21 protein-coding genes are annotated in these 22,291 nt (G+C 68.1%); 11 read left to right on the forward strand and 10 right to left on the reverse strand.

Annotated elements, in window-relative coordinates; all coding sequences use genetic code 11:
* Positions 1-18: 18 nt before the first annotated feature.
* The 3 genes from CFB40_RS24455 to CFB40_RS24465 all read right to left on the reverse strand — a co-directional run bounded on the left by CFB40_RS24455 (position 19) and on the right by CFB40_RS24465 (position 2,449).
* Positions 19-450 (reverse strand): YqaA family protein, encoded by a 432-nt coding sequence (locus CFB40_RS24455; protein WP_089427586.1) that lies wholly within the window; start codon positions 448-450, stop codon positions 19-21.
* A gap of 53 nt (positions 451-503) precedes the next feature.
* Positions 504-1,679, reverse strand: a complete 1,176-nt coding sequence (gene kch / locus CFB40_RS24460) for a voltage-gated potassium channel protein (protein WP_089433305.1) — start codon at positions 1,677-1,679, stop codon at positions 504-506.
* Between the two features lie 122 nt (positions 1,680-1,801).
* On the reverse strand, positions 1,802-2,449 hold the full coding sequence (locus CFB40_RS24465; protein ID WP_089432624.1) for a LysE family translocator: 648 nt from the start codon (positions 2,447-2,449) through the stop codon (positions 1,802-1,804).
* A gap of 285 nt (positions 2,450-2,734) precedes the next feature.
* Between CFB40_RS24465 and CFB40_RS24470 the strand changes: the two genes are divergently transcribed.
* Complete coding sequence (locus CFB40_RS24470; RefSeq protein WP_021159229.1) at positions 2,735-3,217, forward strand: Lrp/AsnC family transcriptional regulator; 483 nt, start codon at positions 2,735-2,737, stop codon at positions 3,215-3,217.
* Between the two features lie 850 nt (positions 3,218-4,067).
* Here CFB40_RS24470 and CFB40_RS24480 read toward each other — a convergent pair.
* Entirely contained in the window at positions 4,068-5,717 is a 1,650-nt protein-coding gene (locus CFB40_RS24480) for an IclR family transcriptional regulator (protein WP_089432625.1), read from the reverse strand.
* Positions 5,718-5,894: 177 nt separating this feature from the next.
* Between CFB40_RS24480 and CFB40_RS24485 the strand changes: the two genes are divergently transcribed.
* The 3 genes from CFB40_RS24485 (at position 5,895) to CFB40_RS24495 (ending at position 9,812) form a co-directional block, all read left to right on the forward strand.
* Positions 5,895-6,854 carry an MBL fold metallo-hydrolase gene (locus CFB40_RS24485; RefSeq protein WP_089427583.1) on the forward strand — a complete coding sequence of 320 codons (960 nt, stop codon included), beginning with the start codon at positions 5,895-5,897 and terminating at the stop codon, positions 6,852-6,854.
* A 180-nt stretch (positions 6,855-7,034) separates the two neighbouring features.
* Complete coding sequence (locus tag CFB40_RS24490) at positions 7,035-8,384, forward strand: MFS transporter (protein ID WP_089427582.1); 1,350 nt, start codon at positions 7,035-7,037, stop codon at positions 8,382-8,384.
* Between the two features lie 87 nt (positions 8,385-8,471).
* Positions 8,472-9,812 carry an MFS transporter gene (locus CFB40_RS24495; RefSeq protein ID WP_089432626.1) on the forward strand — a complete coding sequence of 447 codons (1,341 nt, stop codon included), beginning with the start codon at positions 8,472-8,474 and terminating at the stop codon, positions 9,810-9,812.
* 21 nt (positions 9,813-9,833) lie between these two features.
* On the opposite strand, the gene CFB40_RS24500 is transcribed toward CFB40_RS24495, so the two are convergent.
* Together CFB40_RS24500 and CFB40_RS24505 are read right to left on the reverse strand one after the other, a co-directional pair.
* The gene (locus CFB40_RS24500; RefSeq protein WP_089427580.1) at positions 9,834-10,130 is read right to left on the reverse strand and encodes a hypothetical protein; all 297 of its coding nucleotides are present in this window, start codon (positions 10,128-10,130) and stop codon (positions 9,834-9,836) included.
* A gap of 265 nt (positions 10,131-10,395) precedes the next feature.
* Positions 10,396-11,196 carry an SDR family NAD(P)-dependent oxidoreductase gene (locus tag CFB40_RS24505; protein ID WP_089433306.1) on the reverse strand — a complete coding sequence of 267 codons (801 nt, stop codon included), beginning with the start codon at positions 11,194-11,196 and terminating at the stop codon, positions 10,396-10,398.
* 136 nt (positions 11,197-11,332) lie between these two features.
* On the opposite strand from CFB40_RS24505, the gene CFB40_RS24510 reads away from it, so the two are divergent.
* Together CFB40_RS24510 and CFB40_RS24515 are read left to right on the forward strand one after the other, a co-directional pair.
* Positions 11,333-12,292 (forward strand): GlxA family transcriptional regulator, encoded by a 960-nt coding sequence (locus CFB40_RS24510; RefSeq protein WP_089432627.1) that lies wholly within the window; start codon positions 11,333-11,335, stop codon positions 12,290-12,292.
* 76 nt (positions 12,293-12,368) lie between these two features.
* Entirely contained in the window at positions 12,369-13,517 is a 1,149-nt protein-coding gene (locus CFB40_RS24515) for an epoxide hydrolase family protein (protein WP_089432628.1), read from the forward strand.
* Positions 13,518-13,622: 105 nt separating this feature from the next.
* Here the strand turns inward: CFB40_RS24515 and CFB40_RS24520 are convergent, their stop codons facing one another.
* Positions 13,623-14,114: a 2,4'-dihydroxyacetophenone dioxygenase family protein gene (locus CFB40_RS24520; protein ID WP_089427574.1), complete on the reverse strand. Its 492-nt coding sequence runs from the start codon at positions 14,112-14,114 to the stop codon at positions 13,623-13,625.
* 170 nt (positions 14,115-14,284) lie between these two features.
* On the opposite strand from CFB40_RS24520, the gene CFB40_RS24525 reads away from it, so the two are divergent.
* The 3 genes from CFB40_RS24525 to CFB40_RS24535 are packed head-to-tail and all read left to right on the forward strand — an operon-like array spanning position 14,285 to position 16,363.
* Positions 14,285-14,755, forward strand: a complete 471-nt coding sequence (locus CFB40_RS24525; RefSeq protein ID WP_089432629.1) for a MarR family winged helix-turn-helix transcriptional regulator — start codon at positions 14,285-14,287, stop codon at positions 14,753-14,755.
* Between the two features lie 37 nt (positions 14,756-14,792).
* Positions 14,793-15,128: a hypothetical protein gene (locus CFB40_RS24530; protein WP_089432630.1), complete on the forward strand. Its 336-nt coding sequence runs from the start codon at positions 14,793-14,795 to the stop codon at positions 15,126-15,128.
* Positions 15,125-16,363, forward strand: coding sequence for an MFS transporter (locus CFB40_RS24535; RefSeq protein ID WP_089432631.1), 1,239 nt, complete (start codon positions 15,125-15,127; stop codon positions 16,361-16,363). Before CFB40_RS24530 ends, CFB40_RS24535 begins: the two co-directional genes overlap by 4 nt.
* A gap of 114 nt (positions 16,364-16,477) precedes the next feature.
* On the opposite strand, the gene CFB40_RS24540 is transcribed toward CFB40_RS24535, so the two are convergent.
* Positions 16,478-17,428 (reverse strand): LysR family transcriptional regulator, encoded by a 951-nt coding sequence (locus CFB40_RS24540; protein WP_179255304.1) that lies wholly within the window; start codon positions 17,426-17,428, stop codon positions 16,478-16,480.
* 105 nt (positions 17,429-17,533) lie between these two features.
* On the opposite strand from CFB40_RS24540, the gene CFB40_RS24545 reads away from it, so the two are divergent.
* Together CFB40_RS24545 and CFB40_RS24550 are read left to right on the forward strand one after the other, a co-directional pair.
* Positions 17,534-18,889 carry an aspartate aminotransferase family protein gene (locus CFB40_RS24545; RefSeq protein ID WP_089427569.1) on the forward strand — a complete coding sequence of 452 codons (1,356 nt, stop codon included), beginning with the start codon at positions 17,534-17,536 and terminating at the stop codon, positions 18,887-18,889.
* Between the two features lie 49 nt (positions 18,890-18,938).
* Positions 18,939-20,456, forward strand: a complete 1,518-nt coding sequence (locus CFB40_RS24550; protein ID WP_089427568.1) for a CoA-acylating methylmalonate-semialdehyde dehydrogenase — start codon at positions 18,939-18,941, stop codon at positions 20,454-20,456.
* Between the two features lie 159 nt (positions 20,457-20,615).
* On the opposite strand, the gene CFB40_RS24555 is transcribed toward CFB40_RS24550, so the two are convergent.
* Both CFB40_RS24555 and CFB40_RS24560 read right to left on the reverse strand, forming a co-directional pair.
* On the reverse strand, positions 20,616-20,990 hold the full coding sequence (locus CFB40_RS24555) for a COG4315 family predicted lipoprotein (RefSeq protein WP_089427567.1): 375 nt from the start codon (positions 20,988-20,990) through the stop codon (positions 20,616-20,618).
* Positions 20,991-21,276: 286 nt separating this feature from the next.
* Positions 21,277-22,212 carry a DMT family transporter gene (locus CFB40_RS24560; RefSeq protein ID WP_089432633.1) on the reverse strand — a complete coding sequence of 312 codons (936 nt, stop codon included), beginning with the start codon at positions 22,210-22,212 and terminating at the stop codon, positions 21,277-21,279.
* Between the last annotated feature and the right edge of the window lie 79 nt (positions 22,213-22,291).

Below are 22,291 nucleotides of genomic sequence, written 5' to 3' on the forward strand. Positions count from 1 at the left end.
GGCGAAGAGAAGCGGGTGTCAGTGCGTCACGAGCCACGCGATCGCGAGATACCGCGCGACTTTCGCGACGGTCACGATCGCGAGGAACGACGGCAGCGGCTCGCGCAGCACACCGGCGATCATCGTCAGCGGATCGCCGATCACGGGCGCCCAGCTCAGCAGCAGCGACCAGCGGCCGTAGCGCGCATACCAGCGCTCGGCGCGTGCAAGTGCGGCGGGCTTGACGGGAAACCACCGGCGTTCGCGGAAGTGCTCGATGCCGCGCCCGAGCGCCCAGTTGATCACGGAGCCGGCGACGTTGCCGATGCTCGCGACGAGCACCAGCGCCCACACGGGTTCGCGCCCGGCGAGCAGCAGGCCGGCGAGCACGGCTTCGGACTGGAGCGGAAACAGGGTCGCGGCGACCATCGACACGGCGAACAGGCCGCCGTAAGTGAGCAATTCGGACATCGCGCGATTGTACCGGGCGCGCACCGGCCAATCCGGGGCACCGGGTCACACGGTCATGCGGCGTCGGCCGTGCCGAACAGCAGGTGCGAGATCAGCGACTTGTCGACGGGTTCGTCGTTGAGCGTGCTGGCCAGCAGTTCGCCCGCCAGCTGCTGCGGCGAAAACACCATGTCGGGCTTCAGCAGGCGCAGCCGTTCGAGGTTGCGCTGCTGGTTCACGAGCGCGACCGTGCGCACCGACGATGCGATCTCGCGGATCGCGAGGATGATGAACGCGTTTTCGGCATCGTCGGAGCGCAGCGCGAGCACCGCACGCGCGGTCGCCGCGCCGGCGCGTTCCAGCACCGCGTGGTCGGTCGCATCGCCGACGATCAGGTCGGTCGCGGCCGGATAGTTGTGCTCGACGCCGGCCGGCACGACGACGGTCACCGCGTAGCCGCGCTTGCGCAGCCCGTCGTGCACGGCATGCGCGACGGGTGTCGCGCCGACGATCAGGTAATGATGCTTGCGGATCACGTTCGAAATGCCTCCCTTGACGATCCGTTTCAGATTGCCGCCGATCACGGGCCCGACGACCGCGCTGATCGACGTCGCGAACACCGTGATGCCGAGCACGATCACCGACGCGGTGAACAGGCGGGCGGTCGGCGCGTGCGGGACGATGTCGCCGTAGCCCACCGTCGACATCGACACGATCGAGAAATAGACGGCCGTGGCGAGATCGTGGACGGGCGGCGTGAATTCGTCGCCGAGATACAGCACGCCGAAGGTCGCGTAGATCAGCAGCGACACGATGCTCAGCAACGCGAACAGGCTGCTCGCGGCGACGCTCGCGCGGTCGAAGTGCCGCCAGTAGTACAGCAGCGCGACGGCCAGCACGGCCGTATAGACGAACACCGCGTGGCTGCGATAGCCGCCGAGCACGCTGATCGCGGCGGCCGCGACCAGCAGCAGGATCGACAGCACCCACGCGACGCGGGCGCGCAGCACGATGCCGATGGCCATCGTCGCGAGGCCGGCCGCGACGACCACTTGCGGCAACACGACGAGCCCGGCGTTGTCGACGAGGTTCAGCGCATCGGCGAGCCACGCGTGATGCACGCCGAGCCGGGCATGCTCGACGACGGGGCGCAGCACCATGAGCGCGTCGAGCGCGAGGAGGAGAGCGAGATACCAGTGCAGGCCGATCGGCGCGAACAGGCGCCGCAGGCGGGAAGTGAGAAGCTTCATCCAGTCGCCCGGCTGGCCGGGCATGTCCAACGAAACAGCCGCTACCCTAAAGCATTCGGCGCTCGGCTGCTTTTTCGAGGGGCGTTGCGGCGGCCGCGATGAAGCCGGCCGCCCGGCCGCGTTCAGTTCCAGCCGACCATGATCGCGCCCATGCCGACGAGCAGGCCACCCGTCACGCGGTTCATCGCGCGCATCCGCGCGGGCCGCTGCAGCGCGCGGCTCAGCCGGTGCGAGAACAGCGCCATCGACGCGACGCCGCCCGCGAACAGCACCGCGAACGTCGCCGCGAGCAGCAGGTACTGCTGGTTCAGGTTCCAGTCGGCGTTGGGGCTGATGAACTGCGGGAAGAATGACGGGAAGAACAGCAGCGTCTTCGGATTGAGGCCCGAGGTTGCCACGCCGCGCCAGAACAGCGCGCGGTGCGAGTCGGTGTCCGGCGTGGCCGGTCCGGCCGGGCCGGCCGAGGCGGCGGGTGCGCCGGCCGGCGTGCGGCTGAGCCATTGCTTGCAGCCGAGCCAGACGAGGTAGGCCGCGCCGGCCCAGCGCAGCACGGTCAGCGCGCGCTCGTCGAGATGCACGAGCGAATTCAGGCACAGCGCGGTCAGCGCGAGTTGCAGCAGCACGGCGAGCGTGCCGCCCCAGACGCACGGCAGCGCGCGGCGCCAGCCGGCGCGTAGCGCCTGGTTCATGGTGAGGAGGTTGACGGGGCCGGGGGCGTAGACGAGAACGGCGGAAGCCGCGAGAAACGACAGGTAAAGCCTGAACGACATGACGGGTAGGGCAGGAACAGGATCACGGGCGCCGAGGCCGCGCGGCCGGATAGGCGCGCGGACGGCGGGGAATCGCATGCCTGCCGGCCGGCACCGCAACTCGTGATTGCGGCTGTGCGTCCCGGTGCGAAGGGGTTGTCGCGGGGAACGTGCCGGACAGCAGGCATGGGTAAAAATATATCAAGGGGCCGGATTAAAAGGCTTCCGCTTTTCCACACAAACCGACACAAATCCGGAATGTCGTTCAGATAGAATCCCGGTTTTCAGTAGAAGATTCTTTTTGCCATGGCCACACGTGAACGCTCGCCGAAAACGCTCGACAGCCAGGACCGCAAGATCCTCGGTGCACTGCAGAAAAATGCGCGTCTGTCGAACGCCGAACTGGCCGAACAGATCGGCATGTCGACCACCGCGTGCTGGAACCGCACGCGGCAGCTCGAGGTGGACGGCTACATCGACGGTTACGTCGCGCTCGTCAATCAGCGCAAGCTGGGCTATGCGGACATCGTGATCCTCGAAGTCACGCTCGATCGCCACGAGGACGACGCGCTTGCGCGCTTCGGCGAGGAACTCGCCGCGCTGCCCGAGGTGCTCGAGGCGTATCTCGTGTCGGGCGAGTACGACTACTGGATCAAGGTCGCGGTGGATGGCACGGCCGGTTACGAGCGGTTCCTGCGCGAAAAGCTGTACAAGATTTCGAGCATCCGTCACAGCCGCTCGATGTTCGCGCTGCGCTGCATGAAGGACGTGCCGTCGATTCAGGTGTGATGGGGGCGGGGAGGCGTGTGCGGCCGTCGTTGAAACGACGGCGCATGAGGCTGCGCGTTTGCGCGGAGCAAGCCGGCAATCGGGAGAGGGGGCAGGCGTGAGGCGGGGTTCGGCGCCCGGGCCTGCAACGCGGATGAATCTTCCGCTCGCGATGATCCGGCGGACTCACGCGCCGGCGAGATAGCAGCTGCCTGCCCGGGCAACCGGCAGACAAAACCGCGCCGAGGTTGATCGCGGCGCCGGCGTCGGCTTTAAAGCAACTTCAAGGCGACTTCAACGCGCGCCTGAAACACGGCGCGCATCCAACGGGATCACCCGGCCTGTTTCTGACGACTTGCCTTGCAATCCGTTGCCCGACGCGGCGGCCTCATGGCGCGCGTCCGGGCAAGCGGATCAGGCAGGGTATCGTCGGGCCAACCGGCTGGCGGCCGGCCATTCCGCGCTCAGCGCGGCAGGCGTGCGTGTGCTTCAGCGATGACTTCGCAGTTCTCGAGGTGGAGTGCCCAAGCTTCTGCAATCAGCTCGCCCATACGTGCGAGCCAGCCAGCGGATTCGGTGGAACGGTCGGAGGTGTTAGACGTTTGCATGACGAAGCCCCATATAGGTGGCGAGTTAGGGATAACCCTAATCATAGCGAAACACCTCCGCTTTGTGAAATGCGATTTCGTTATATGAGAATTCCTGACAGTTTATGTTGCCGCGATGCAACATGAATGGCGGTCGCACACGGCTTCATAGCGATGTCATTTAGTACGGCCATCCCGCCCCGGAAAGGCCTGGCGCGCAGGCGTGGCGAGGCTGCGCCTCGCGGCGCGGTCTGGCGGAGGGAAGAAGAGAAAAAAGAGGACGGCTATCCGCCGATCCACCCGAACCGCCACGACAGCCGTCGCGTCGCGGCGAGCAGCGCCTGCGCGAGCTCGCTGTCGGGCCCGCGCGGGAAGCCGCGCGACGAGCCGATGATCGCGATCACGAGCCGGATGCTGCCGGTGTGATCGAACACGGGCGCGGCGACCGTCCCGATGCCCGGCACCGGCGCGTCGAATGCGAAATCGAGTTCGTCCGCGCGGATCGTCGCGAGCCGCGCGCGGAAGGCCGCGTCGACCGGCGCGGCGGCGCGGCCCGCGAGGCGCACGGGCTCGTTGGCGAGCAGGTCGGCCAGCACGTCGTCGGACATGCCGGCCGCGAAGATCCGTCCGATCGCCGTATTGACGAGCGACATCACCGTGCCGACCTGCAGGCTCACGTGCTGCGGTCGTGCCGATTCCTCCAGGCGGATTACCGTGGGGCCGAGCGGCCCGAGCGTCGCGGCCGCGACGCTCATGTCGGTCGCGCCGGCCAGCGCGACGATCTCGGCTTCCGAGTCGCGCGTCGGCGACACGCGCTGCATCGCGATCAGGCCGAGTGCCTGCCCGAGCGGGCCGCCGCCGAAGCAGCCGGCGTCGTCGCGGCTCAGCAGGCCGATCTTCTGCAGGCTGACGAGATGCGGAAAGGCCTTCGCGGCCGGCATGCCGGCGGCCGCCGCGAGATCGCGCAGCGGCAGCGCGCGGCCCGCCGACACCAGCGCGAGCAGCAGCTCGCCGGTGCTGTCGAGCGCATTGATCCCGCGCTGCGCTTTCGCATCGTCGGCCAGTGCGGGCGGCACGCGCGGGGCGGTCGGCGCCGAGGTGGAAGCCGGCGGAGGCGCATCGTGCGCCGCGCCGAGCGATGCGGTTGCCTGAAGAGCCGCGTCGCGTAACGCCGCCGCGATCGGGCCGTCCCAGTCGACGTCGATCGAGCCCGTCGAACCGATCACCGTCAACGCGAGTTGCAGCGTGCCTTGCGCGTCGAACACCGGCACGCACATCGCGCTGACGCCGGGGCTCGGCAGGTCGACGCCGCGCTCGATACCGCGTGCGCGGATCGCGTCGAGTTCCGCCTGCGGCACGCCGGCGTCCGGCGCGGGCTGCTCGGCGCCCGCGAGGGTGGCGCCCGCGCCGGCCTGGCTGGCCGCCATCGCATCGAGTTGGGCGGGGTCGCCGAACGCGCGGAACACGCGGCCGGTGGCCGTCGTGTCGAGCGACATCACCGAGCCGACGTGCAGGTTCACGTGCAGCGGATAGCCGCCGTGCTCGATGCGCACGATCGTCGGCCCGAGCACGCCCGGCACCGACAGCGCAACGCTCAGGCCAACCGCTTCCGCGAGCCGCGCCGCGTGCGGCAGCGCCGCGCGATAGGCCGGCTGGCGCTCGATCGACATCAGCCCGAGCCGCAGCGACAACGGGCCCGGCTCGTAGTTACCGGTGATCGCATCGCGCTTCACGAGTGCGAGCCGCGTCAGGCTGACGAGATAGGTGTGCGCCTGCGCGGTCGACAGGTCGGCCGCCGCGGCCAGCTCGGACAGGCCGAGCGGCTTGCGCCGGCGCGCGAGCGCGTCGAGCAGCCGGCCGCCGACCTCGACACTCTGGATCCCGCGCTGCGCCTTGGGCGGCGCGTCGTCTGCGCTGACTTCGTGGTTCTGCACGCGATGATTCTTCCGTTGACGAAACCCCGCATGGTATCCGACGCCATTTATCGCGCCAGCCCGCAGGTTTACCCGTATTAGACAATAGCAAGTGACTTTGTCATTGACAAATAATCGGCGCAGGAAGATGATCCGCTCACTCCCCTCAACACATGGCTCGCAGCCACGGAACGCAACATGGCCAAAGCATTCGCCTCCCAAGCCGATCTGGAAGAGAAGAAAGTCACCTGGACGAAGCTGTCCGAGAACGCCTACGCGTACACCGCCGAAGGCGACCCGAACTCGGGCGTGATCATCGGCGACGACAGCGTGCTGATCGTCGACACGACCGCGACGCCCGCGATGGCGCAGGACCTGATCGCGAAGATCCGCAGCGTGACCGACAAGCCGATCAAGCACGTGGTGCTGTCGCATTACCACGCGGTGCGCGTGCTTGGCGCGTCCGCGTATTTCGACGAAGGCGCGCAGCACGTGATCGCGAGCCGCGGCACGTACGAGATGATCGTCGAGCGCGGCGAGGCCGACATGAAGTCGGAGATCGAGCGTTTCCCGCGCCTGTTCGCGGGTGTCGAGACGGTGCCCGGCCTGACCTGGCCGACGCTCGTGTTCGAGCGCGAGATCACGCTGTTCCTCGGCAAGCTCGAAGTGAAGATCATGCACGTCGGCTCGGGCCACACGAAGGGCGACACGATCGTCTGGATCCCGTCGCAGAAAGTGCTGTTCTCGGGCGACCTCGTCGAATACGACGCCGCGTGCTACTGCGGCGACGCGCAGCTCGAACAATGGCCGGCCACGCTCGAGGCGCTGCGCGCGCTCGGCGCCGAGAAGCTCGTGCCGGGCCGCGGCCCCGCGCTGCTGAACCCGGCCGACGTGAACAAGGGCCTCGACTACACGAAGGATTTCGTCACGACGCTGCTCGCACAGGGCCGCAAGGCCGTCGAGCAGAAGCTCGACCTGAAGGCGTCGATGGCGCTCACGCGCGAAGCGATGGATCCGAAGTTCGGCCACGTGTTCATCTACGAGCACTGTCTGCCGTTCGACGTGTCGCGTGCATTCGACGAAGCGAGCGGCATCACGCATCCGCGCATCTGGACCGCGCAGCGCGACAAGGAAATGTGGGCCGCGCTGCAGGACTGAGCGGCTTGCACAGGCGGGGTGTCCGGCAGGGCGCTCCGCCTTTTTTCTGACGCGGCGACGGGCCACGGCTTCCTGCCGGCTTTCCGTCCGCCGTATCCGATCTCACAAGAAAGCAGGGCGCACGTACGCCCTGGGAGACGGCTTGCGCGCTCGAATCGCGCAGCCTGTTTGGAGAGAGACATGCCCCAATCGCTTCCCGCCGAAGCGACGCTCGCGCACGCGAGCGCTTCGGTTTCCGCTTCCGCCGCCACGGACGACGCGCTGCTGTTCCGCAAGATCGCCTGGCGGATCGTGCCGTTCCTGTTCCTCTGCTACGTCATCTCGTTCCTCGACCGGATCAACATCGGCTTCGCGCAGTTGCAGATGAAGCACGATCTCGGCTTCAGCGACGCGATGTACGGCCTCGGCGCCGCGGTGTTCTACGTCGGCTACGTGTTCTGCGAAGTGCCGAGCAACCTGCTGCTCGCGCGTTTCGGCGCACGCCGCACCTTCACGCGGATCATGCTGCTGTGGGGCATCGCGTCGACCGGGATGATGTTCGTGTCGCAGCCGTCGCATTTCTACGTGCTGCGCTTCCTGCTCGGCGTGTTCGAAGCGGGCTTCTTTCCCGGCATCGTGCTGTACCTGACCTACTGGTTCCCCGCGAACCGGCGGGCGGCCGCGATCTCGGTGTTCTTCGCGGGCGTCGCGGTGGCCGGCGTGCTCGGCGGCCTGATGTCGGGCTGGATCATGCGCGACATGAGCGGCGTGCTCGGGCTGCACGGCTGGCAGTGGATGTTCGCGATCGAAGGCGCGCCGGCGATCCTGCTCGCGTTCGCCGCGTTCACGTTGCTGGTCGACCGCCCGCAGGACGCCACGTGGCTCACGTCCGATGAAAAGGCGCGGGTCGCCGCGCTGTGCGCCGACGGCCGCGGCCACGGCCACGCGCACGACGGGCGCAGCCTCGTGGCCGCGCTTGCGAACCCGCGCGTGTACCTGTTCGCGTTCATCTATTTCTCGCTGACCTGCGCGTCGCTGACGCTCAACTTCTGGATGCCGCTGATGATCCGCGACTTCGGCGTGACCGACGTCGTGGCCGTGAGCCTGTACACGGTGGTGCCGAATGCGGTCGGTGCGGTGGGGCTGATCCTGATCGCGCGCCGTTCGGATCGCACCGGCGAGCGGCGCAAGCACTTCGCGTGCTGCACGATCGGCGGCGGGCTCGCGCTCGCGGCGCTGACGCTGCATCTGCACAGCTTCGCGGCGATGCTCGCGTGCCTGTCGGTCGCGGCGACGCTGATCTTTGCCGCATTGCCGATCTTCTGGGCGGTGCCGACCCGCTACCTGTCGGGCAACGCCGCCGCGGCCGGGATCGCGCTGATCAGCAGCATCGGGATCACGAGCGGGATCGTCAGCCCGTGGGTGATCGGGATGATCCGCACGCGCACCGGCAGCATGGATCTCGCCGTGTATCTGTTGGCCGCGCTGCTGGTGGCGAGCGGCGTCGCGCTGATGCTCGGCGTGAAAGGCGAAGCCGCGCCGCGCGACTGAGCGAGCCACGGCCGGTCGCCGCTCGCGGGCGGCGGCGACTGGCACGACGTGTGAGTCCCGTACCCGAACCCAGCGAGGAGACGATCGATGTCAGCCCCTCTTCAAGCGGACGCCGCGCGTGCCGTCGCGTCCGGTATCGCTTCAACGGACGACGACGCGCTGTACCGCCGCATCGGTGCGCGAATCGTGCCGTTCCTGTTCATCTGCTACATCGTTTCGATCCTCGATCGCAGCAACATCGGCTTCGCGCAGTTGCAGATGCGGCAGGATCTCGGCCTGACCGATGCGATGTACAGCCTCGGCGCGGTGCTGTTCTTCGTCGGCTATGTGCTGTTCGAGGTGCCGAGCAACGCGCTGCTGCGCCGCTTCGGCGCGCGCCGCACGTTTGCGCGGATCATGTTCCTGTGGGGGGCGGTGTCGGTCGCGATGATCACCGTCGACAGCGCGAAGCATTTCTACGTGCTGCGTTTCCTGCTCGGGCTGTTCGAGGCCGGGTTCTTTCCGGGCGTGGTGTTCTACCTGACGTACTGGTATCCGGCACGCCGGCGCGCGTCGGTGCTGTCGATCTTCTACGCGGGCGTCGCGGTGGCGGGGATGGTCGGCGGGCTGCTGTCGGGCTGGCTGATGCGCGGGATGTCGGGCGTGCTCGGGCTGCACGGCTGGCAGTGGATGTTCGCGATCGAAGGCGCGCCCGCGGTCCTGCTCGGCGTGATGGCCTGGTTTTGGCTGTGCGATCGTCCCGAGCAGGCGAGCTGGCTGTCCGACGCCGACCGCCAGCGGCTCGCGGCCGACCTCGCTGCCGACCGCGCCGGTGCCGGGACGCCGGCGCCGCATTCGCTGCGGCAGGTGCTGGCCGAACCGCGCACGTACCTGTTCGCATTCATCTATTTCTCGCTGACCACCGCGCTCCTGATGCTGCTGTTCTGGATGCCACTGATGATCCGCGAATTCGGCATTCACGACGTCGTGCAGATCAGCCTGTTGTCGGTGGTGCCGAATGCGATCGGCGCGGCCGGCCTGATCGCGATCGCGCGGCGCTCCGATCGCAAGCGCGAACGGCGCTGGCACTTCGCGGCATGTGCGCTCGGCGGCGCGGTGGCGCTCGCGCTGTTGACGCTGCACCTGTCGAGCATCGTCGCGATGATGGCGCTGCTGTCGGTCGCGGCGATGCTGATCTTCGCCGCGCATCCGGTGTTCTGGGCCGTGCCGTCCGCGTATTTCTCCGGCGCGGGCGCGGCCGGCGGGATCGCGCTGATCAGCAGCATCGGCGTGTCGAGCGGCATGATCACGCCGTGGCTCGTCGGGCTGATCCGCACCAGAACCGGCAGCATGGACCCGGCGATGCTGATGATCGCGGCGTTGCTGGCCGCATGCGCGGTCGCGATGCTGCTGGGCGTGCGGGCAGTGCCGCGTGCGGAATCGGCGTGACGCGGGCGGTGGCGGTGCGGTTCAGTGGAAGGTCATAAACAGCCCGGGCAGGACGATCAGGCCGTGCAGCGCCAGCGCCCAGTAGATCGTGCCGCCGCGCGCCTGCTGGTCGATCGACAGGCACGCGATTGCCGCCATGACCCCGATGACCGACAGGCCTGCCGCCCAGAAGAACGCGGTGATGAGCACGCGAAGGCCCATGTACGGATCGTCCATCGAACTGGCGAACCCGTAGCCGAACAGCAGCGCCAGCAGCTCGATGAGCGCGACGACGAGAAGAACTGACGCGATGCGCGCGGTTCGTTTGGCATTGTCCATGGCGAGTCGGGGTGTGTAGGAGCAGGGGCGCCAGCCTACACGATCCGTCCCGAATATGTCGAGCAACGGGGGCGGCGGGACGCCACGCAGATCGGGAAACAATCCGGTGCGCGTTCCCGCGGACGAACTCATCAATCTGCAGATGCCCGGAAACGTGCCGCCGAACTTCGGATGATGACGGGCAATTCGCCACGTATCACCGTGTTCCGCAGCACCTCCCGGGCTTCGAAACGGCTATTGCTTTCGACCTGCGAGCGTCGCGTGCTCAGCCCGCCGTCGAATAGCGCGGCGCGGGCGTGTCGGCCGACAGGTGGGGCGCCATCGTGCGGCGCGCGGCCTCGTACGCGGCCCATTCGTCACCCGCGTGCAGCGACGGGATCGTCACGAGTTCGCCACGATCGAAGCCGACCAGCGCCGCGTCGACCATGTCGGTCGCCGACATCACGATTTCCTTCGGCAGGTGCTCGAGCGGCAGGCCGCCCGTTTGCCAGAAATCGGTGGCGGTCGCGCCGGGCAGCACGGCCTGCACCTGCACGCCCTTGTCGGCGAGTTCGTGATGCAGCGACTGGCTGAACGCGAGCACGAACGCCTTGCTGCCGCCGTACACGCCGTTCAGCGTTTCCGGCGAGATCGCGACGATCGACGAAATGTTGATCACCGCGCCGTTGCCGCGGGCGACGAAGCCGGGCACCGCTGCATACGTGAGGCGCGTGAGCGCGGTCACGTTGAGGTCGATCATCCGCGTCATCGCATCGACGTCGCTGTCGAGCAGCGGCGTGTGCGTGCCGATGCCCGCGTTGTTCACGAGCAGCGTGATGCTCGCATCCTGCTTCAGCTTCGCCTCGACGGCGGCGAGTGCCGTGCGGTCGTTGAGGTCGGCGTCGATGATCTCGACGCTGCGCTGCGTGTCGTTCGTGAGGCGGTCGGCGAGGGCGGCCAGGCGGTCGCGGTTGCGCGCGACCAGGATCAGGTCGTAGCCGCGGCGCGCGAGGCGGTCCGCGTAGACGGCGCCGATGCCCGACGAAGCGCCGGTAATGAGGGCGGTACCGCGATGTGCTTGCGTCATGATGTGCTCCGTTTCGAGGGAAATGGCCGGATGGCGTGAAGCCATTCTGGTCTCGAATCGTTGCGACACAAATGACGTAGATGGGTATGATTCCGGACATCGGGTCGACCTCTTCGCCCGGGACGGGAGATTCCACATGCACCGCATCGGCTTTCTGATCAGCGACGGCTTCCAGATCATGGCGCTCGCCGCGCAATCGGTGTTCGAGTACGCGAACATGGGCACGAGCGAGCCGTTCTACGGGATGGCCAACTATTCGGTCGACGGCGGCGACGTGCGCTCGTCGCTCGGGCTGCCGGTCGCCACGCACGCGCTGCGCGGGCGGATCGCCGTCGATACGTGGATCGTCGCGGGCGTCAACGATCCGCTCGCTTCGCCGGCGCCGGCCGGCGTCGTCGCGTTCCTGCGCCGCACCAGCGCACGCGCGCGGCGGATCGCCGGCATCTGCACGGGCGCGTTCGTGCTGGCCGAAGCCGGGTTGCTGGCACAGCGCCGCGCGACGACGCACTGGGCGTTCGGCCGCGACATGCAGCGGTGCTATCCGGAGATCCGCGTCGAGGACGACCGGATCTACATCGTCGACGGCCCGATCTGGACGTCGGCCGGGATGACGGCCGGCCTCGACCTCGCACTCGCGATGGTGGAAAAGGATCTCGGCGCCGATGCCGCCCGGTCGGTCGCGCACAAGCTCGTGATGCACCAGCGGCGCGCCGGCGGCCAGTCGCAGCATTCCGAAATGCTGGAACTCGCACCGAAATCCGACCGGATCCAGAACGCGCTGAACTACGCGCGGCAGAATCTCGGCCGCGCGCTGACCGTCGAGGATCTCGCCGAAGCCGTCCACCTGAGCCCGCGCCAGTTCAGCCGCGTGTTCACGCTCGAAACGGGACAGTCGCCGGCGAAGGCGATCGAGCGGCTGCGGCTGGAGGGGGCGCGACTGATGATCGAGCAGAGCCGCCATTCGCTCGACGTGATCGCGAAGGAAAACGGCTTTCGCGACCGCCGCCACATGCGCGAGGCGTTCGTGCGCGGGTTCGGCGTCCCGCCGCAGGCGATGCGGCGCGACGCGCGTGCGGAGGAGCGGGAAGCGGGCTGATGCCCGCGGGCGCGAGACGCCAGCGAAGGTCGGAAAAATCGCGCAGAATCTCCGGCACGTTTCGCGAGGAGACACCATGCACGCCGAGCCGTTCGACATTGCGATACCCGATCACGCGCTGGATGACCTGCGTCGGCGCCTGCGCGCCCGCCGCCCGCCGTTGCTCACGCCCGCCGAGCCGTGGCAGCAGGGTGTGGACGACGCGTGGCTGGGCGAACTGACCGACTACTGGGCCGAGCGCTTCGACTGGCGCGCGGTGGAACGTGCGCTGAACCGGTTGCCGCAGTTCGTCGCGGACGCAGGCGGGCAGCGCGTGCACTTCATCCATCGGCGTGGGGCGGGACCGAAACCTTATCCGCTCGTCATCACGCACGGCTGGCCGGGCTCCGTGTTCGAATTCGCCGCGCTGATCGAGCGCCTGTGCGATCCGGCGGCATTCGGCGGCGATCCTGACGACGCGTTCGATGTCGTCGTCCCGTCGCTGCCCGGCTTCCTGTTCTCGCCCGCGCCAACGGCACCCGGCATGTCGGCACTGCAGGTCGCCGACTGCTGGGCGGCGTTGATGTCCGGCCTCGGCTATCGACGCTTCGGCGCACAAGGCGGCGATCTCGGCGCAGGCGTGTCGATCGCGCTCGGCGCGCGGCATGCCGACCGGGTGGGCGGCATCCATCTGAACTACCTGCCCGGCAGCTACGAACCTCCGGCCGACGCGGCCGTGCCGCTGACCGACGACGAACGGGCCTTCGTGACGCAGCGCGGCGAGTGGGCCGCGCTGGAAGGCGGCTACGCGCATGTGCACATGACGAAGCCGCAGACGCTGGCCGTCGCGCTCAACGATTCGCCGGCCGGACTGGCCGCCTGGATCGCCGAGAAATTCCGCGCGTGGAGCGATTGCGACGGCGACGTCGCACGGCGGTTTTCGCACGATGCGCTGCTGACCGGCATCTCGCTCTACTGGTTCACCGGCTGCATCGGCTCATCGATGCAGATGTATTGGGAAAACCGGCTGCAGCCCATGCGTTTCGCGGCCGGGCAACGCGTGACGGTACCCATCGCGTTCGCGCGCTTTCCGAAGGAAATCAGCCGTCCGCCGCGCAGCTGGCTCGAACGCGTGTTCGACGTCGTGCAATGGACCGACATGCCGAGCGGCGGCCATTTCGCGGCAATGGAAGAGCCGGATCGGCTGGCCGACGATATTCGGACGTTTTTCCGGCGCTTTCGGTGACGATCGGGGCGGCCGGCGCAGCGCACCGGCGGCCATCCGGTCGACCGGGAGTGCGGGCGCCACGCGGATCGCGACACGACGGCGGCGCCTGCGTTAGCGCCTGCCTTAGCGCGTGACGAACGGCGCGGCGTCGTCCGGCGCCGTACGCGCATGCTTGCGCTGGCGCAGCAGCGCGACGCGGCAGTTCTCGCGCGCGGTCTCGCGGCCGTCGTCGTCGAGCAGCACGAGATCGCCGCGCATCACGTTGAGCGTGATTACGTCCTCACCCGGCGCGCCGAGCGTTTCCGGCGTATGCACCGACCCGGCCGGCTCGAGCACCGTCGAGCCGGCGTGCGCCACCCAGTCGTATTCGCGGTAGCGCCACGCCCCCTGCAACGTATGGACGAACACCTCGCCTTCATGACGGTGGCGCGGCAGCGTGCCGCCGGCCGGCATCTTCAGCAGCGCGGTGAGTGTGTCCTCGGCCGCATTGATGTGCAGGTACTTGATCGCCAGCCCCGGCAGGTCGGCGCTCATCGGCAGCCACGGCAGCGCGTCGCCGGGCAGGCACGAGATCGGCGGCAGGTCGGTGGAGAGCGGGACGGACGGCTGCGTCATGGCGGGCGGTGGAGCGGAAATGGGGAGCCCGCATTATCGCAGAGCGCGGCTTGTGCAGCCGAGCGGAGGCATTTCGCATCGACTCGAGCGCACGCGATGACGCGATCCTTACAGCTTGAAATGTGCAGCTAAACTGTACAGTTTTCCTGTATATCTGCTATCTTGAATTCATGAACACGCCATTGCCCCCCTCCGAAGCGCTCCCACTGGCCGGTCTCGCCGGCGAACTTCGCATCTCGGTCGGCAAGCTGATGCGGCGGATGCGGGAGCAGGTCCACCCGAACGACCTCACGTCATCGCAGAAATCGGTGCTGTTGCGGCTCGACCGCGACGGCCCCGCGACCGTGTCGGCGCTCGCGCGCGCCGAAAGCGTGCGGCCGCAGTCGATGCGCGTGACGGTCGCGACGCTCGAGGCGCTCGGCGCCGTCAGCGGCGAGCCCGATCCCACCGACGGCCGGCAGACGCTGATCGCGCTCACGCCCGGTTTCCGCAAGGCGCTGCAGGCCAACCGCGCGGCCAAGGACGACTGGCTGTTCCGCGCGCTGCACGCGCAACTGTCGGAGGCCGAGCAGGCCGAGCTCGCATCGGCCGTGAAACTGCTGCAGCGGCTCGCCGAATTCCAGGAACCGGCGCGTCCGTAAACCGCCTCGCCCCGTTTGCCGCAAGGAAAGCCCGAACATGAACCTCCCGCATCTCGTGTCGTATTTCTTCGGCGGCGCGTTTCTCGCGAACGTCGTGCCGCATCTCGTCAGCGGGTTGCGCGGCGAGCCGTTCCAGACGCCGTTCGCGAATCCGCCCGGGCGCGGGTTGTCGTCGTCCACCGTGAATGTCTTGTGGGGTGTCGCAAACCTCGTGATTGCCTACGTGCTGGTGTGCAGAGTCGGCGACTTCGACCTCCGCATCACGGCAGACGCGGCGGCATTCGGCCTCGGCATCTTCGCGCTCGGCCTGTTCCTCGCGCGGCGCTTCGGTGAGCTGCACGGCGGCAACGAGCCCGACCGGGAGCGGCCATGAGCGTGCCGGCGGCGGGCGTCTTCCGCTCGCTTCGCAGCTTCAACTATCGCGTGTGGGCGATCGGCTCGCTGGTGTCGAACATCGGCACGTGGATCCAGCGCACCGCGCAGGACTGGCTCGTCCTCACGCAGCTCACGCATCACGACGCGTCGGCCGTCGGCATCGTGATGTCGCTGCAGTTCGGCCCGCAGCTTCTGCTGCTGCCGTGGACGGGCTACGCGGCCGACCGTTTCGACCAGCGCAAGCTGCTGATGGCGACCCAGGCGCTGATGGGCGGGCTCGCGCTCTTGCTGGGGCTGCTGACGGTGACCGGCGTCGCGCAGCTGTGGCACGTGTATCTGTTCGCGTTCCTGTTCGGCTGTGCGTCGGCATTCGATGCGCCGGTGCGGCAGACGTTCGTTGCCGAGCTGGTCGCCGATCGGGAACTGGCGAACGCCGTCGCGCTCAACTCGACGTCGTTCAACGCGGCGCGGATGATCGGGCCGGCGGCGGCCGGCTTCATCATCGCGTCGGTCGGCACCGGCTGGGCGTTCCTGCTCAACGGGCTCAGCTTCGTCGCGGTGCTGGCGTCGCTGTCGATGCTGCGTGCCGACGAGTTGCGCGCGCATGCGCGAGCCGACCGCACGCGCGGGAGCCTGCTCGACGGGTTCCGCTACGTGTGGCAGCGCCCGGACCTGAAGGCGATCCTCGTGATGCTGTTCCTGATCGGCACGTTCGGGCTCAATTTCCAGCTGTTCATCTCGACGATGGCGGCCAGCGTGTTTCACGTCGACGCGCGCGGCTTCGGCGTGCTGTCGTCGATGATGGCCGTCGGCACGATCACCGGTGCGCTGCTCGCGGCGCGCCGCGACCGGCCGCGTTTCCGGCATCTGTGGATCGGCGCGGCGCTGTTCGGGCTCGGCTGCACGCTGGCGGCGCTGGCGCCGGGTTACTGGCTGTTCGGCGCCGCGCTCGTGCTGACCGGGATCGCCGCGATCACCTTCATGAACTCGACCAACAGCCTGGTGCAACTGTCGACCGAGCCGGCGATGCGTGGCCGCGTGATGGCGCTGCGTCTCGCGGTGGCGCTCGGCGGCACGCCGATCGGCGCGCCGGTGGCCGGCTGGGTCGCGAATCATCTCGGCCCGCGCTGGGCGCTCGGTGTCGGCGCGATGTCCGGTTTTGCCGCGGCGCTCGTCGCGATGCATTTCATGAAGCGGATGCGTGCACAGGCGGGCACGGGCGACGGCGCTTGACCGGCAGTGAAACCGACGTAGGCTGCCCAACCGTTCAACCGTTCAACCGTTCAACCGTTCAACCGTTCAGCCGTTCAGCCACTCAGCCACTCAGCCACTCAGCCACGACGGCCGTTAAGCGACCGGCCGCGCCGCAGCATGCGCGGCTTCCAGGCACGACTGAAACAGCAACGCCGCCCGCGACGGCCGAGGCGAGCGCCGCAGCAGGCTCACGAACCGGCACCGGTAATTGAACCGGTGTGGCGCGATCGGCTGCATTAGCCCCTTGTTTTCGAAGCTTTCCGCGTAATGGTCGGGCAGGAAGCCGAGATAACGGCCGGACAGGATCAGCGTCGCGATCGACTCCTGATCCGACGCGGTCGCGCTGCGCGTGAGCTTCGCGCGATGGCTCAGCTCCATGTTCGGCGAATGGAAGCCGAGGCCGGCGAACGCATGGTTGCGGATCGTCGTCCAAGTGAGCTTGCCGTGCGGCGCATCGTAGAGCGGATGCTGGCGGCCGCAATAGAGCAGCATCCGTTCGTCGAACAGCTCCGAATACACGAGGCTGCCCGAGTTGCGGTGTGCGGGAATGATCCCGACCTGATAGCTGCCGTCGATGATCCCGCGCTCGACCTCGTTGATCGACGCGACATGCAGGTTCAGTGCGACGTCGGGCGCTTCGTCGGCGAACTGGCGGATCGCGTCGCCGAGCCGTGCGTTCGCGTTGGTGGCCGTCTTGTCGAATACCGCGATGTGCAGTTCGCCGCCCATCCGGTCGTGAATGCCGTCGATTCTGCTGCGAAATGCTTCCATCGACGCGAGCAGCCGCAGCGTCTCCTCGTACACCGTCTGGCCCTCGGGCGTCAGCGTAAAGCCCGCGCGGCCGCGCCGGCACAGCACGAGGCCGAGGCGCGTTTCCAGATCCTTCACGTGCCGGCTGATGGTCGAGATGCCGATATTCAGTTCCAGTTCGGCCGCGGCCATCCCGCCGCACTGCACGACGCCCTTGAAGACCCGCAGCAGGCGGAGGTCCATGTCGCTGAGCTGCCCGAGCAGCGCGCGACTCTTCGGTTGCTTTGCTTGCATAGATGCGCAAGTGAACATTGATATTGCGATATTCAAAAGACTAATTGGCCTCCCGACAATGCGCAATATCAACATAAGGAGGAGGGGCGCCCCGCGCCGACCGACATGACCGACATCACCACCGCCCAGCACGACGAAACCAACCTCCGCACCGACGCCGCGTGGCTCGACGCGCACTGGATGCCGTTCACCGCCAACCGCCAGTTCAAGGCCGATCCGCGCATGATCGTGTCGGGCAAGGGCGCGTATTACACGGACGCCGAAGGCCGCAAGATCTTCGACGGCCTGTCGGGGCTCTGGTGCACGGGCCTGGGTCACGGCCGCACGGAAATCGTCGAGGCCGTGAGCCGCCAGGTCGCGCAACTCGACTACGCGCCGGCATTCCAGTTCGGCCATCCGAAATCGTTCGAGTTGGCGAACAAGATCAAGGACCTGACGCCGGCCGGCCTCGACTACGTGTTCTTCACGGGTTCGGGCTCGGAAGCGGCCGATACCTCGCTGAAGCTGGCCCGCGCTTACTGGCGCGCGAAGGGCAAGGGCACGAAGACGCGCCTGATCGGCCGCGAGAAGGGCTATCACGGCGTGAACTTCGGCGGCATCTCGGTCGGCGGGATCGGGCCGAACCGCAAGCTGTTCGGCCAGGGCCTCGACGCCGACTTCCTGCCGCACACGCAACTCGCCGAGAACAAGTTCTCGCGCGGGATGCCCGAGCACGGTGCCGAGCTGGCCGACCGCCTGCTCGAGCTGATCGCGCTGCACGATGCATCGAACATCGCGGCCGTGATCGTCGAGCCGTTCTCCGGTTCGGCGGGCGTGGTCGTGCCGCCGAAGGGCTATCTGAAGCGCCTGCGCGACATCTGTACCGCGCACGACATCCTGCTGATTTTCGACGAAGTCATCACGGGCTTCGGCCGGGCCGGCGCGATGACGGGCGCCGATGCGTTCGGCGTGGTGCCGGACATCATGAACTTCGCGAAGCAGGTCACGAACGGCGTGCAGCCGCTCGGCGGCGTGATCGCGACGAAGGAAATCTACGACACGTTCATGGCCGCGGGCGGCCCCGAGTACATGCTCGAGTTCCCGCACGGCTACACGTATTCGGCGCACCCGGTCGCATGCGCGGCCGGCGTCGCGGCGCTCGACCTGCTGGTGAAGGAAGACGCGGTGGCCCGCGTGCGCGATCTCGCGCCGCATTTCGAAGCGGCGGTGCATGGGCTGAAGGGCCAGCGCCACATCACCGACATCCGCAACTACGGGCTGGCAGCCGGCCTGACGATCGCGGCGCTGCCCGGCGAGCCGGCACGGCGCCCGTACGAGATCGCGATGCGCTGCTGGGCGAAGGGCTTCTACGTGCGCTACGGCGGCGACACGATCCAGCTGGCGCCCCCGTTCATCTCCGAGAAGCGCGAGATCGACAACCTGGTCAACGCGCTGTCCGATGCACTGAACGAAGTGGACTGAGCCGCGGCTTGCCCTGAGCGATAACCGAATTCACGAAAGAGCCTCAACGATGAAACACGACAGCAACGTAACCTCCACCGTCGGCCACCTGATCGACGGCAAGCGCGTCGACGGCGGCAGCCGCGTCCAGCCGGTGTTCGACCCGGCCACCGGCGAATCGCACAAGAGCGTCGCGCTCGCCGACAAGCTGACCGTCGAAGCCGCGATCGCATCCGCGCAGGCCGCATTCCCGGCCTGGCGCAATACGCCGCCGCTGAAGCGCGCCCGCGTGATGAGCCGCTTCAAGACGCTGCTCGAGGAGCACGCCGACGAGCTGTGCGCGCTGATCACCGCCGAGCACGGCAAGGTGCTCGCCGATGCGATGGGTGAGCTGCAGCGCGGGATCGAGAACGTCGAATACGCGACCTACGTGCCCGAACTGCTGAAGGGCGAGCACAGCAAGAACGTCGGCCCCGCGATCGATTCGTGGAGCGAGTTCCAGGCGCTCGGCGTCGCGGCCGGCATCACGCCGTTCAACTTCCCGGTGATGGTGCCGTTGTGGATGTGGCCGATGGCCGTCGCGTGCGGCAACACGTTCGTGCTGAAGCCGTCGGAGCGTACGCCGTCGTCGACGTTGCGCATGGCCGAGCTGGCGCTCGAGGCCGGCCTGCCGCCGGGCGTGCTGAACGTCGTGAACGGCGACAAGGAAGCGGTCGACACGCTGCTGACCGATCCGCGCGTGAAGGCCGTGAGCTTCGTCGGCTCGACGCCGATCGCCGAATATATCTATTCGACCGGCTGCGCGCACGGCAAGCGCGTGCAGGCGCTCGGCGGCGCGAAGAACTTCGCGGTCGTGATGCCGGACGCCGACATCGGCAACGCGGTGAACGCGCTGATGGGCGCCGCGTACGGTTCGTGCGGCGAGCGCTGCATGGCGATCCCGCTGGTCGTCGCGATCGGCGACGAGACGGGCGACCAGGTCGTCGCGGGCCTGAAGGCCGAGATCGAGAAGATGAAGGTCGGCCCGGGCAACGGCGCGGGCGTCGACATGGGTCCGCTCGTCACGCAGCAGCATTTCGAGAAGGTGACGGGTTTTGTCGACGCCGGTGTGGCAGCGGGCGCGACGCTCGTCGTCGACGGCCGCAACGTGAAGGTCGACGGCCACGACGGCGGTTACTACCTCGGCCCGTGCCTGTTCGACAACGTGAAGCCCGGCATGCCGATCTACCAGCACGAGATCTTCGGGCCCGTGCTCGGCGTGATCCGCCTGAAGTCGCTCGACGAGGCGATGGCGCTGATCGACGCGCACGAGTACGGCAACGGCACGTGCCTGTTCACGCGCGACGGTGAGGCCGCGCGCTACTTCGGCGACAACATCCAGATCGGCATGGTCGGCATCAACGTGCCGCTGCCGGTGCCGGTCGCGTACCACTCGTTCGGCGGCTGGAAGCGTTCGCTGTTCGGCGATTTGCACGCGTACGGCCCGGACGCCGTGCGCTTCTACACGAAGCGCAAGACGATCACGCAGCGCTGGCCGTCGGCCGGCGTGCGCGAAGGCACCGTGTTCAGCTTCCCGTCGAACCGCTGACGCGCCACCCCGCTGCATGCGTCGCCCGTCCGCCTGCCTGACGGCGGGCAACGCAACGCAATGCGGCCGGCGTGACCGCGACAAGGCCCGCCCGGATCGACGATCCGCGCGGGTTTTTTTACGTCCGCGCGGCGCGCGCGGAAGAGGGCGGAAGGACGGTTACGGCGCCACCACGTGCCACATGTTCTTGAAGTTGTCGCCGTTGCGGTCGCCCTGTTTCATGTCCTTCGAGAAGAAGTACAGCGGCTTGCCCTTGTACGCCCATTGCGGGCTGCCGTCATCGCGCTTGATGATCGTGTAGGGGCCGACCGGGACATCGGTCGCGCTGGCCTTGTAGGGCGGCCAGAAGGATTCGCATTGGCCGGTGCAGGCGCTGGTGCCGGCGTTGGGCTTGTCCTGGTCGAATGCGTAGACGGTCATCCCGTTTGCGGCGACGAGCGCGCCGTTTTCGACTTTCGTGATCGAGCCTTGGGCCGACGCCGAAGCGGATGCAATGGCGAGCAGGGCGGAACTGACGAGCAGCGCGGCTTTCATGAGGGCCTCCTGTAATCCGGTGGGCGGCCGCGATAGCGCACGGGCGAGCGTGCGCCGGGATCGCGATGAATGGTGCCGGAACGCGGTGCCGTTACCGCCGGTGCGAGCGACGCAGGGTCGAGTGGCGATGAACGGGGCGCTCCATTCACGATAGGCGGTTTTTGGCGGGGCTGCGAGAACATCGGGGGCGTATCGGCCGCGCGTGGGCGTGACACAACGGCCGTCATGCTCCGGCGCCGGGATTTGACATCCGTCCCCTTAGGCGCGACGGGCGCATGCCGATACGTCAGCGCCGCGCGCGATTGGTCAACGCGACGCCCACGATCACGAGCGCACCGCCGGCCAGCATCGACGGCGACAACGGCTCGCCGAGCAGCGCGACCGACAGCAGCACGCCGAACACGGGGACCAGGTTGGTGAACACGGCCGCGCGGGCCGGCCCGAGTTCGCGGATGCCCTGCGAATACCAGACGAACGCGACCACCGTGCCGATCGCGCCGAGGTAGAGCATCGACGCGACGGCCTGCCACGTCAGCGGCGTGCCGCTGCCGGCGGGCGCGCTGAACAGATGCGCGCCGATCAGCAGTGCGAGGCCCCACAGCGCCGCATACGTCGTGGCCGCGAGCGGCGACAGCCCGTCGAGCGCGCGTCGGCCGATCACCGTATAGGCGGCCCAGCTCAGCACCGCGCACAGCATGAAGCGTTCGCCCGAGCCGAACGTGTTGCCGAGATCGGTCAGCACCCGCAGCAAGTCGCCGCGGCTGATCACGACCAGCGCGCCGGACAGCGCGACGGCGATGCCAGCCCAGCGCGACAGCGACAGGCGCTCCGCGCGCACGACGATCGACAGCAGCACGGCGGTGGCCACCGGGTTCAGCGCGACGAACAGCGCGGTGCGGCCTGCCGGCATCCGCGCCAGTGCCGCGAAAAAGCACACGTTGTACAGGAAGATGCCGGTCGCGCCGAGCCCGAAGGTCGTCACGACCTGGCGGCCGCTCAGCCTCGGGAGCCCGCCTTCGATCTTCCACGTCAGCACGACCAGCAGCAGCGCGGCGATCGCGAAGCGGCCGGTGGCCGCGGCGGTCGCGGACATCGTCGCGGCCAGGATCCGACCTGCGATGAACGTGCCGCCCCAGAACAGCGCGACGAGCGTGAGCTTCACGTAGATGGCCGCGTGCGGCCGGGTGGCGACGAGGGCGGCGGGTGGGGCGGGCGCGTTCATGTGAAGGGTTTCTCGGTGGGTGCCTGCGGCCACGCGTGAGCGACCGCGCGCGGCCGACGATGCGGAATCGCGCGATGGC

This window comes from Burkholderia sp. AU31652, from assembly GCF_002223155.1.
In the GTDB taxonomy this organism is placed as follows: Bacteria; Pseudomonadota; Gammaproteobacteria; order Burkholderiales; family Burkholderiaceae; genus Burkholderia.

Bases quoted from the DNA above. Each gene is read 5' to 3' on its own strand.
- CFB40_RS24455 (WP_089427586.1), bottom strand. From the start codon at position 450: ATGTCCGAATTGCTCACTTACGGCGGCCTGTTCGCCGTGTCGATGGTC.
- kch (WP_089433305.1), bottom strand. From the start codon at position 1,679: ATGAAGCTTCTCACTTCCCGCCTGCGGCGCCTGTTCGCGCCGATCGGC.
- CFB40_RS24465 (WP_089432624.1), bottom strand. From the start codon at position 2,449: ATGTCGTTCAGGCTTTACCTGTCGTTTCTCGCGGCTTCCGCCGTTCTC.
- CFB40_RS24470 (WP_021159229.1), top strand. From the start codon at position 2,735: ATGGCCACACGTGAACGCTCGCCGAAAACGCTCGACAGCCAGGACCGC.
- CFB40_RS24485 (WP_089427583.1), top strand. From the start codon at position 5,895: ATGGCCAAAGCATTCGCCTCCCAAGCCGATCTGGAAGAGAAGAAAGTC.
- CFB40_RS24490 (WP_089427582.1), top strand. From the start codon at position 7,035: ATGCCCCAATCGCTTCCCGCCGAAGCGACGCTCGCGCACGCGAGCGCT.
- CFB40_RS24495 (WP_089432626.1), top strand. From the start codon at position 8,472: ATGTCAGCCCCTCTTCAAGCGGACGCCGCGCGTGCCGTCGCGTCCGGT.
- CFB40_RS24500 (WP_089427580.1), bottom strand. From the start codon at position 10,130: ATGGACAATGCCAAACGAACCGCGCGCATCGCGTCAGTTCTTCTCGTC.
- CFB40_RS24505 (WP_089433306.1), bottom strand. From the start codon at position 11,196: ATGACGCAAGCACATCGCGGTACCGCCCTCATTACCGGCGCTTCGTCG.
- CFB40_RS24510 (WP_089432627.1), top strand. From the start codon at position 11,333: ATGCACCGCATCGGCTTTCTGATCAGCGACGGCTTCCAGATCATGGCG.
- CFB40_RS24515 (WP_089432628.1), top strand. From the start codon at position 12,369: ATGCACGCCGAGCCGTTCGACATTGCGATACCCGATCACGCGCTGGAT.
- CFB40_RS24520 (WP_089427574.1), bottom strand. From the start codon at position 14,114: ATGACGCAGCCGTCCGTCCCGCTCTCCACCGACCTGCCGCCGATCTCG.
- CFB40_RS24525 (WP_089432629.1), top strand. From the start codon at position 14,285: ATGAACACGCCATTGCCCCCCTCCGAAGCGCTCCCACTGGCCGGTCTC.
- CFB40_RS24530 (WP_089432630.1), top strand. From the start codon at position 14,793: ATGAACCTCCCGCATCTCGTGTCGTATTTCTTCGGCGGCGCGTTTCTC.
- CFB40_RS24535 (WP_089432631.1), top strand. From the start codon at position 15,125: ATGAGCGTGCCGGCGGCGGGCGTCTTCCGCTCGCTTCGCAGCTTCAAC.
- CFB40_RS24540 (WP_179255304.1), bottom strand. From the start codon at position 17,428: ATGCAAGCAAAGCAACCGAAGAGTCGCGCGCTGCTCGGGCAGCTCAGC.
- CFB40_RS24545 (WP_089427569.1), top strand. From the start codon at position 17,534: ATGACCGACATCACCACCGCCCAGCACGACGAAACCAACCTCCGCACC.
- CFB40_RS24550 (WP_089427568.1), top strand. From the start codon at position 18,939: ATGAAACACGACAGCAACGTAACCTCCACCGTCGGCCACCTGATCGAC.
- CFB40_RS24555 (WP_089427567.1), bottom strand. From the start codon at position 20,990: ATGAAAGCCGCGCTGCTCGTCAGTTCCGCCCTGCTCGCCATTGCATCC.
- CFB40_RS24560 (WP_089432633.1), bottom strand. From the start codon at position 22,212: ATGAACGCGCCCGCCCCACCCGCCGCCCTCGTCGCCACCCGGCCGCAC.